Source organism: Parachlamydia acanthamoebae (assembly GCF_000875975.1).
Classification (GTDB): Bacteria; Chlamydiota; Chlamydiia; order Chlamydiales; family Parachlamydiaceae; genus Parachlamydia; species Parachlamydia acanthamoebae.
This window is the reverse complement of the sequence record NZ_BAWW01000039.1, coordinates 87,323-97,022: the sequence shown is the minus strand read 5'-3', so window position 1 is coordinate 97,022 and position 9,700 is coordinate 87,323. Positions and strand designations below refer to the sequence as shown.

The window sequence follows — 9,700 nt, the reverse complement described above, 5'->3', positions numbered from 1 at the left end:
GGGGAAGAAGTCTTTAACGTGAAATACACAGCTTAATTTTTAAAAAATTGGATGCGCTATTAGATGCTCAAAACACAACATTTGACAATATCTCAATGGATTAATTTATGCAAAGAAAACCGATGATAATAGTCATGGTTGATTTTTGTCCCGCTGACCTGAAATAGAGGGCCAAGTTTTCTAAAAAACGTACGCATTGTTTTTAGGTGAATAGGTGCCGTTTTGCTCAAGTAATTAGAGGCTAGAAATTGAATTTGTTTTTTTTGTTCTTCTGTCAATTCCCCAGAATCAGCAGCAGCTTTTAAGAGAGCAAGATTTAAAAGCCATGCATTTTGAGATTTATCTATTTTTTCATGACTTGTGAATAATTTAGTTTTACTTACAAATTTTATTTTAAAAATTTTGTTTGCTGCACTTTTAACTTTATTAACTAATCCTAAGATATTTTGAGAAATAAAAGAGGTAATTACAGAAGAAAGTGTGGAAAGACTGAGATTTTTTCCAAAATGGGGAAGAAATTTTGATAATTTTTTATTAGGATAGACCCCATAATTTTTTAGTGGGTCTTGTAAATTATTCGCACTAGTAATAATAGTTTCATTTTTAGGTTGTAGAGGTAAAGTCATAAACTATTACTTTGTTAAGTGTTATAATGTCATTATAACAACATTGCTTCCTCAAAACAATCGTTTTTTAGATTTTTAAAATCTGCAATTTCTATTAACGATTTTAAATAAAAAACCACAAGAAGGAATTGTGTTCATTTTTTTTGAGAAATTTATTTTAAATGATTTGACTTTCTACTTCTAAAAGACTTATTTCTTCATAAAAACGAGTAAATGGTTCGAAGTCAGAAGGGGGCTTATGTTTAAATGGCTTTGTTTGTTTCTTTTCCTCATTTCCCAAGCTTCTTGCAATGATTCGATAAAAAATAATCCTGCTTATCCTATTTCGGCAACCCCGCAACTTCCTTTTGAAGTGTATTCTGAAGAATTTGCAAAAATTTTAGGGGTAAGACCACAACTTTTTCATGTGGCAGATGGTTTTGGATTTACGGAAGGACCAGCTTATCTTTCTATTAAAAATAGTGAAGAAGGGTATTTACTTTTCACCGATCAAATTAATGATAATATTCTTATTCTGCGTTGGCACGGACTTTTACCCTATAATCAGATTACCCCTTTATCATGGAGTAAACCCGTGGTTTTTAGACATCCCTCCAATATTGCGGATGGTCAAACCATTGACTCAGAAGGAAGATTATTGACTGCAGAAACGACGGGTAGAAGAGTTTCTGTAACTGAACTAACTGGGGAAGTCAAAACATTAGTGGGATTTTACGATGGAAAGCCCCTTAATTCACCTAACGATTTAGTCGTCAAATCCGACGGGACAGTTTGGTTCACGGATCCAGGATATGGGTGCTTACAATTTCCACAAGAATGTTATCTACCGAACAATGTCTATCGTTACAATCCGAAAACCAAGGATTTAGATGCTGTCATTACCGACTTTAAGATGCCTAATGGAATTGCTTTTTCCCCAGATGAAAAAATTTTATACGTGATTGATAGCGGGGCAATTCAAGCTCCTCGCACCTATTATGAAAAATATCCTCACGCAATTTATTCTTTTGATGTCACAGAAGATGGTTCCAAGGTGACAAATAAGCGGCTTTTTACGATGGTAGCGCCTGGGTTTCCTGACGGAATGCGTCTCGATCACGAGGGTAATATCTATGTGGGAGCTTTGGATGGGGTGCAGGTGTTCAATCCTAAGGGAGAGTTGATTGGAAAAATTCGGATGCCAAAAGAAACAGCGAACTTAACTTTTGGCGGTAAAGATAATAACGTCTTGTTTATTTGTTCATCAGATTCTATTTGGGCCATTAAGTTAAATACGAAGGGAGCTAAACCTGTTCCTGAACTAGCAAAGGCTTCCTAATGCGTAAAGAAACGATAGCCATTTATTTTGCTGGTCTAGTCCAGGGGATCGCATTGGTCGCATTTCCTGCTGTAAGTACTATATTAACTGATCCACATCAATTTCACCTGTCCAGTACTGCCTATGGAAGCCTATTTATTCCTCAAGCTATATTGTCGATCATTGCGTCCGCGTTAAATCCTGTTTTTTGTCGAAAATTTGGATCAAAGTCGGTTTTTTTGTGTGGACTTGTAGCCAATCTCTTATCCATGATACTGCTTGCTATAAGTGCCTTTACCGTGCACTCCTCTATTTTAAGCTATGTCATCTTACTCTGTGCGACAGGTTGTCTAGGGCTCGGCTTTGGACTGGTTGTCCCCACCATTAATGCGATGGCAGCTTTACTATATCCTACCCAAGTCGATTCCATCCTTCTCATGTTAAATGCTCTTTTAGGAATTGGGACAGCTTTAGCACCCATTTTTAATGCGTTTTTTGTTTCGATGGGGTTTTGGTGGGGATTACCGCTTTTATTGGCTATCCTGCTAGCCACAGGATTTATTTTCAGCCAGGCTTTAAACTTGCCAGGAGGAAAATTTAACTTTTCAACAAATCAATCGCTCACCGTTCCCATCCCCATTCGTTTTTGGATCTTTGCGTCTTTTGCTTTGTTGTATGGAATTGTGGAAACATTAAACGGAAATTGGCTTTCTATTTTTATGAAAACACATCTCCATGCTTCGCTTGAATTGCAGTCCATTGCTTTAACGGCTTTTTGGGGAATGGTGACTTTTGGAAGGGTATTTTTTGCAATCGTCAGAAAATATTTTCGAGAAGAGCTTATTTTCCAAACTTTTCCCTTCATTTCGACACTTGCATTTATCGTGATAGCCTCACTTCCGCCAAATGCTGAATACTGGGCTGTGGCTGCATTTGGATTAACCGGTTTTGGATGTTCGGTCCTTCTTCCTCTTATTATTAGTTTTGGAAATCAACAGCTGAAAGCATTTGCTTCCTCCGTGCCAGGCATGGTGATTTCATTTTATTTATTGGGATATGGAATCGCAGCCTTTGGAGTTGGATTACTTGAAGATAGCACGCATATGAGCTTAAGAGACGTGTATTTAGTCGGGGCGGTAGTCGCCTTTATTCTTGGGATTATTTCATTTTTTGTCACAGAAACTCCAAAGAACAATCATTTATCAAAGGAGATATAATGGATTTGAAAGGAAAGGTAGCCATTGTTACAGGAGGGAACACAGGCATAGGGGCGGGCATTGTTCTAGAGCTAGCTAAGCGTGGGGCTAATATCGTCATCGATTATGTCGTGAATCCTCAAGCGACGGAAGAATTAGAAAAGAAGGTAAAAGCCTTGGGCGATCAAGTGATTGGTGTTGATGCAGATGTAAGCAAAGTGTCTGATTGGCAAGCATTAGTGGACGCAGCTGTTAAACAATTTGGACATTTAGACATTTTGGTGAACAATGCAGGCATCGAAACGAGAACCTCTATCCTGGATACAACCGAAGCTCAGTATGAAAGAGTTTTAGCGATCAATTTGAAAAGCGCTTTCTTTGGGACCCAAATTGCAGCCAAACAAATGATTAAGCAAGGTAAGGGCGGGCGGATTATCAATATCACTTCTGTACATGAAGATTGGCCCATGCCTAACAATATTCCTTATTGCCTGTCGAAAGGCGGCATGCGGATGCTAACTCGAACCTCAGCTCTTGAGCTTGCCAAATATGACATTTTAGTGACGGGAATTGGCCCTGGAGCAGTTGCAACTCCTATTAATCGCGCCACGATGGAAAATGCCACATTAATGAAAGAACTGGATACGACAATTCCTTTAGGTAGAATGGCTCAACCAGAAGAGATTGCCAGAGTCGTCGCTTTTATTGCTGGAGAAGGGGCTAGCTATATGACTGCCTCTACCGTATTTGTGGATGGTGGTTTGATGCATCAAAGTCCTGGATTGTAAAATGGAGAATATTGAATCCACAGAAGAAGGTAAACGTCTGTCAGACATTCGGCTCAATCAAGCCTCATGGAGGAAATGGGGCCCCTATTTAAGTGAGCGTCAATGGGGAACTGTGCGAGAAGATTATAGCCCTCAAGGAACTGCGTGGGAATACTTGCCGCATGATCAAGCTCGCTCGCGTGCTTATCGTTGGGGAGAAGATGGATTAGCGGGTATTTCGGATGAAAAACAGCAGCTCTGTTTTGCCTTGGCTCTATGGAATGGACAAGATTCCATTTTGAAAGAGCGTTTATTTGGAGTCTCAGGTCCAGAGGGGAATCATGGAGAGGATGTAAAAGAATATTATTTTTATTTAGACAACCTCCCCAGCCACGCTTACATGAAGCATCTTTATAAATATCCACAAAAGGCTTTTCCTTACGATGAATTAGTTTCTGTAAATAAGCAAAGAACACGAGAACAACCGGAATATGAGCTTTTAGATACGGGCATCTTCGATGATAATCGTTATTTCGACGTCTTTACGGAATATGCAAAAGTTTCATCCGAAGATCTCTTAATTCAATTTACTGTTGCCAATCGAGGGCCAGAATCTGCGGTCTTGTATTTACTCCCCACACTATGGTTTCGGAATACATGGTCATGGGATACGAATAACGCGAAGCCGGTCATCTCGCTTACAAAAGAAAAACATGTTCTAAAAGCCTCTCATATTGGTTTAGGAGACTATTGGCTATATTGTGATAGTCCCGATGCTGTTTATTTTACAGAAAATGAAACTAACCAAGAAAAATTGTTTCAAATCCCCAATAAATCATCCTACACAAAAGATGGTGTGAATGAATTCCTGATTCACGGATCGCAAAACAGCATCAATGGTGAAAAAGGAACGAAAGCCACGATCAGTTATCGTTTGGATGTCACGGCTGGAGAAACCAAAGTCATCAAATTACGCCTAACTAATCGAGACAACTTGGCAAATCCTTTTGCGGCAGAATTTGATCAAATATTCGCACAAAGAAAAGTTGAGGCAGACGCCTTTTATTTAAGCGTGACCCCTTATCCTTTGTCAAAGGATATGCGGAATGTAGAAAGGCAGGCCTTTGCAGGGTTGCTGTGGAATAAACAATGTTACCACTACAATGTAAAAAAATGGTTAGAGGGAGATCCCTCGCAACCTAAACCTCCTCAAGAGCGTTTAAAAGGGAGAAATTATCACTGGCCTTATCTAGATGCCTATGATATTTTTTCGATGCCTGACAAATGGGAATACCCTTGGTTTGCTGCATGGGATTTAGGCTTTCATACCATATCTTTAGCCATGATTGATCCAGAGTTTGCAAAAGAGCAATTGCTTTTGTTAACACGTGAGTGGTACATGGCTCCAGATGGGCAAATACCCGCCTATGAATGGAAATTTTCCGATGTTAACCCTCCTGTACAAGCATGGGCAGCTATGCGTGTCTATCAGATTGAAAGTACGATGTACGGAAGAAAAGATAGGAATTTCCTAGAGCGGATCTTTCATAAGCTATTATTGAATTTTGGTTGGTGGGTTAATCGCAAAGACACAGCCGGCCGCAATATTTTTGAAGGGGGATTTTTAGGATTAGATAACATTGGGGCTTTTGATCGTTCGCTTACATGTCCTGATGGAGGATATTTGGAACAACCTGATGCCACAGGCTGGATGGGGATGTATTGTTTAAACTGTCTTCAAATTGCTCTAGAGCTTGCGGATGAAGATCCTGTTTATGAAGATATCGCCACCAAATTTTTTGAGCACTTTGTTTGCATCGCGGATGCAATCAACAATGTGACAGGAGAAGTAGATGGTTTGTGGGATACTGAAAATGGCTTTTATTATGGGCTGATGATAAAAGCGGACGGTGAAAAAGTGAACATGTCCCAAGATAACATGACTGGCATTATTCCCTTATTTGTGGTGGCAACCAATAATGCGGATGTTCCAAGCAAATTCCCAAATTACCGACGCCGTTTCGTTTGGTTTGTGGAAAATCAGGCTGAACGCCTTCACAACATCGCGGATTTGCGCAAAAGAGGGCAACACGAGCGCATTTTACTTGCTTTTACCAATCAAATTAAGCTGACTCGCGTTTTGGAAAAAGTTTTAGATGAAGAGCAGTTTTTAAGTCCGAATGGAATTAGATCTGTTTCGAAACGATTAAAAGATCAACCTTTTACCGTATTTTTAAATGGGAAAGCATTCAAACTCGACTATGAACCTGCAGAATCTACCACACCTATCTTCGGAGGAAATTCTAACTGGCGAGGCCCTGTATGGTTTCCCCTCAATTTTCTGCTGATTGAATCCTTACAAAAATTTCATTATTACTACGATGACCATTTAAAAATTGAATGTCCCACGGGATCAGGGCAAATGCGAAACCTTTGGGAGGTCTCTTTGGATATTTCTAAGAGGCTTATTGATATTTTTCTAGAAGATCAAAATGGGCGTCGACCCGTTTATGGCAATATTGAAAAATTTCAAACCGATCCGCACTGGAAAGATTACATTTTGTTTCATGAATACTTTCATGGGGATTCAGGCAAAGGGTTGGGGGCTAGCAATCAAACGGGGTGGACGAGCTTAGTGGCTAAACTTATCCATCAATATGGAAAATTTGTTGCCCAAGGGATCTCTCCAGACAAACTTTCAGAAGAAAAGATTTGGAGTCTTTAGGCAAGAATGATGGCAAAAAAAGATTAAGAGAGTTTTTATGGATGCATATGACGTGATCATCATTGGAAGTGGGGCTGGAGGGGGAACCTTGGCTTGTCATCTGGCTCAATCAGGGAAGCGGATATTGATTTTAGAGCGTGGAGATTGGCTTAAAAGAGAAATTGAAAATTGGCAAGCTGAAGACGTTTTTGTCAAAAATCGCTATGTTTCACCCGATACCTGGCATGACGATCAAGGAAAAACTTTTCAACCACAAGTGCATTATTTTGTAGGAGGTGCGACAAAAATGTATGGCGCAGCTCTTTACAGATTACGAAAAGAAGATTTCGGTGAACTCCAACATTATGATGGAATATCTCCGGCATGGCCCATTAGTTATGAGGAATTAGAACCTTATTATGGAAAAGCCGAAAAGATGTACTATGTACATGGTGAGCGAGGGATTGATCCGACAGAACCTCCAGCAAGTACGCCATTTCCTTATTCACCTGTTTCGCATGAACCACGCATCCAGCAGCTCTACGATAATCTTAAAAATGCGGGCTATCATCCTTTTCCAGCACCCTGTGCAATCATGCTCGATGAAAAAAATCCTCCTTATAGTCGTTGCATCCGGTGTCAAACATGCGACGGTTTCCCTTGCCTTGTTCAAGCGAAAGCAGATGCAGAAATAGTGGGCGTGCGCCCTGCGATTGCCTACCCAAATGTCACTCTTTTAACAAATGCTAAAGTCATCAAATTAAATACAGATGCATCAGGGAAAACCGTTAATGAAGTTGTTGTGGAGATAAACGGGTTAAAAGAGAGCTTTAAAGGTAATCTCATTGTCGTGTCATGTGGAGCCGCGAATTCCGCTAAGCTATTGCTTTCATCCGCAAATGACAAACATCCAAATGGATTAGCAAACGGATCTGATCAAGTGGGACGCAATTACATGTTTCATAATAGTCAGGCCGTTTTAGCGATCTCAAGAGAGCCAAATCTTACCTATTTCCAAAAAACATTGGCTCTTAACGACTTTTATTTTGGCATGGAAGGGTTTAACTTTCCCATGGGAAGCATTCAAATGGTAGGCAAGTCACAAGGTCCGATGTATAGAGGCGAGAAACCCATCGAAACAGCTATATTGCCGCTTATCCTTCTCAACGATTTAGCGCGGCATGCTGTGGACTTTTGGTTGACAACTGAAGATTTGCCGACACCTAATAATCGGATAACAATAGATAAACAAGGGCATGTAAGGCTTAGCTACACTCCGAATAATCAGATACCCAAGCTCAAGCTTTATGAAAAACTTAAATCCATGCTTAATCATCTTGGAATGCACCCAGACTATTTAGTTCCTCGCAATCTTTATCTAAAAACAGACATCCCTATTGCAGGTGTCGCACACCAAGCGGGAACTTGTCGTTTTGGAAAAGATCCTAAAAATTCCGTTCTTGATGTAAACTGCAAGGCACATGAGCTTGATAATTTATATGTGGTGGATACCAGCTTTTTCCCAAGCATCGGAGCTGTGAATCCCTCTCTTACAACCATTGCAAATGCGCTAAGGGTCGGGGATCATCTATTGGAGCGATGGAAATAAAGCGCGAGACTCTTGCTTTAATTGAATTCCCTATTTATCCTAACTGCTTTTAGAATATGTGGAGGATAGACCATGAGTTGCCATGTCCATATAACACTACATTTTGAAGATGGGAATGAAGAATTTTATTCGATGAGCTGCAAGGAAGCTTTAACCTGGCAAAGAATCAAATATCGTTTATACGCGAATTCTTTTTTAAAAGCGAATTTGACTTTCAAACCCGGTTTCTTTGAAAAAAAAGTGTATGCCTCATTTGAATCTTTGCAGTTTCGAGACTTTCACAATCTTCTTCAATGCGTAAGTTCCGCTAAGGATAAAAATGTTTTTGAAAAATGTGTCGCTGTAAGTAAAAGAAGATTCCTGAGAGGTTTTTCGGACGAACCTATAGGGCATTCACATTCCTAGTCGTCATTCCACATTATAGAGAGATAAATTCTGGGGTGGCTTGTTCACCCTTTCATTACCCTAAACGAATTCCATTTTTATGAATGAAAACCCCTCCTTTGTTATTGGCATTAGTGGCATATCTGGAGCGGGGAAGTCAACTTTGACAAAACGACTTGCAAAAACGTTAAATGCGACTGCCTTATTTTGGGATGACTTCGATGAAATATCCCAAGGACCCGAGGATTACGTGCATTGGTTTGAAATAAGCCACAATTATGACGATTGGATTTATGATGATTTGGCCGCGACATTAAAAGTTCTCAAACGGGGGCAAACAATTGTTTGTCCTGCCACAAAAAAAGAGCTCATTCCAACTCCTTACATTTTATTTGATGCCCCTCTTGGATATTGTCACCACGCAACAGGGCAGCATATTGACTTCTTGATTTGCTTAGACACCCCTCCTGATATCGCCCTTGCTAGACGCCTTTTGAGAGATTATCGATCTCAAGATAATTTACAGAGAGTTTTGAATGAGTTAGAAGGTTATTTATTGAAGTCTCGACCTCTTTTTCTATTAGCACCGGAAGAAAAAGAATGTGACCTAATGATTGATGGATCCCTGTCATTAGATGAACAAGAAGCAAGGGCTTTAAAATTTCTTTGTAGCTAAGGTTGACTTTAGACTGGCAACTCTCATATAAAATACTGATGCTACTTGCCACTTTTTTGTCATTGCAAAACCTTGAGATCTCATTTTTTTCCCATAACTCATAGCGGCAAAGTGGTATTTCAATACCTGAAGAAGGATTAAATTTAGAGAGTGTGTTAATCACGATTTTATCCAATTTTCTTTCTATTGCTCTCGAATAGGATTAATCGTTTGTGTAATTATTTTTTTTGATAAGTAAAAGAGCGTGGATCGTCTCTTTTTTTGTCGTTAAAAGGCAAAATAAACCGGTGGAAATAAAAATGCATGCATAAGAACCATGGATTGAAAAGCTTTCAAAATTGGCCTCTTCTAAAAGTGGGATGAGATAGTGTCCTGTTCCACACATGGGACCTAAAAAGGGGACCACCAGCTTTTACGGCGTAATCAAGATAGTAGGCCAAC

General features: G+C 39.7%; 8 protein-coding genes. 7 read left to right on the top strand and 1 reads right to left on the bottom strand.

Annotated features, from left to right (window positions below; translation table 11 throughout):
* Window positions 1-92 precede the first annotated feature (92 nt).
* Window positions 93-626: a hypothetical protein gene (locus tag AOM43_RS08560; RefSeq protein WP_059359868.1), complete on the bottom strand. Its 534-nt coding sequence runs from the start codon at window positions 624-626 to the stop codon at window positions 93-95.
* Between the two features lie 238 nt (window positions 627-864).
* On the opposite strand from AOM43_RS08560, the gene AOM43_RS08555 reads away from it, so the two are divergent.
* The 7 genes from AOM43_RS08555 (at window position 865) to AOM43_RS08525 (ending at window position 9,259) form a co-directional block, all read left to right on the top strand.
* Window positions 865-1,944, top strand: a complete 1,080-nt coding sequence (locus tag AOM43_RS08555) for an SMP-30/gluconolactonase/LRE family protein (protein WP_059359866.1) — start codon at window positions 865-867, stop codon at window positions 1,942-1,944.
* Window positions 1,944-3,140, top strand: a complete 1,197-nt coding sequence (locus AOM43_RS08550; RefSeq protein WP_059359864.1) for an MFS transporter — start codon at window positions 1,944-1,946, stop codon at window positions 3,138-3,140. Before AOM43_RS08555 ends, AOM43_RS08550 begins: the two co-directional genes overlap by 1 nt.
* On the top strand, window positions 3,140-3,907 hold the full coding sequence (locus AOM43_RS08545) for an SDR family NAD(P)-dependent oxidoreductase (protein WP_013925379.1): 768 nt from the start codon (window positions 3,140-3,142) through the stop codon (window positions 3,905-3,907). The genes AOM43_RS08550 and AOM43_RS08545 overlap by 1 nt, the downstream gene beginning before the upstream one ends.
* A gap of 1 nt (window position 3,908) precedes the next feature.
* On the top strand, window positions 3,909-6,611 hold the full coding sequence (locus AOM43_RS08540; protein WP_006342071.1) for an MGH1-like glycoside hydrolase domain-containing protein: 2,703 nt from the start codon (window positions 3,909-3,911) through the stop codon (window positions 6,609-6,611).
* Between the two features lie 37 nt (window positions 6,612-6,648).
* Complete coding sequence (locus AOM43_RS08535; RefSeq protein ID WP_059359862.1) at window positions 6,649-8,199, top strand: GMC oxidoreductase; 1,551 nt, start codon at window positions 6,649-6,651, stop codon at window positions 8,197-8,199.
* Between the two features lie 72 nt (window positions 8,200-8,271).
* Window positions 8,272-8,604 carry a hypothetical protein gene (locus tag AOM43_RS08530; RefSeq protein WP_013925378.1) on the top strand — a complete coding sequence of 111 codons (333 nt, stop codon included), beginning with the start codon at window positions 8,272-8,274 and terminating at the stop codon, window positions 8,602-8,604.
* A gap of 79 nt (window positions 8,605-8,683) precedes the next feature.
* Window positions 8,684-9,259, top strand: a complete 576-nt coding sequence (locus tag AOM43_RS08525; RefSeq protein ID WP_059359859.1) for an AAA family ATPase — start codon at window positions 8,684-8,686, stop codon at window positions 9,257-9,259.
* The last annotated feature ends 441 nt before the right edge of the window (window positions 9,260-9,700 follow it).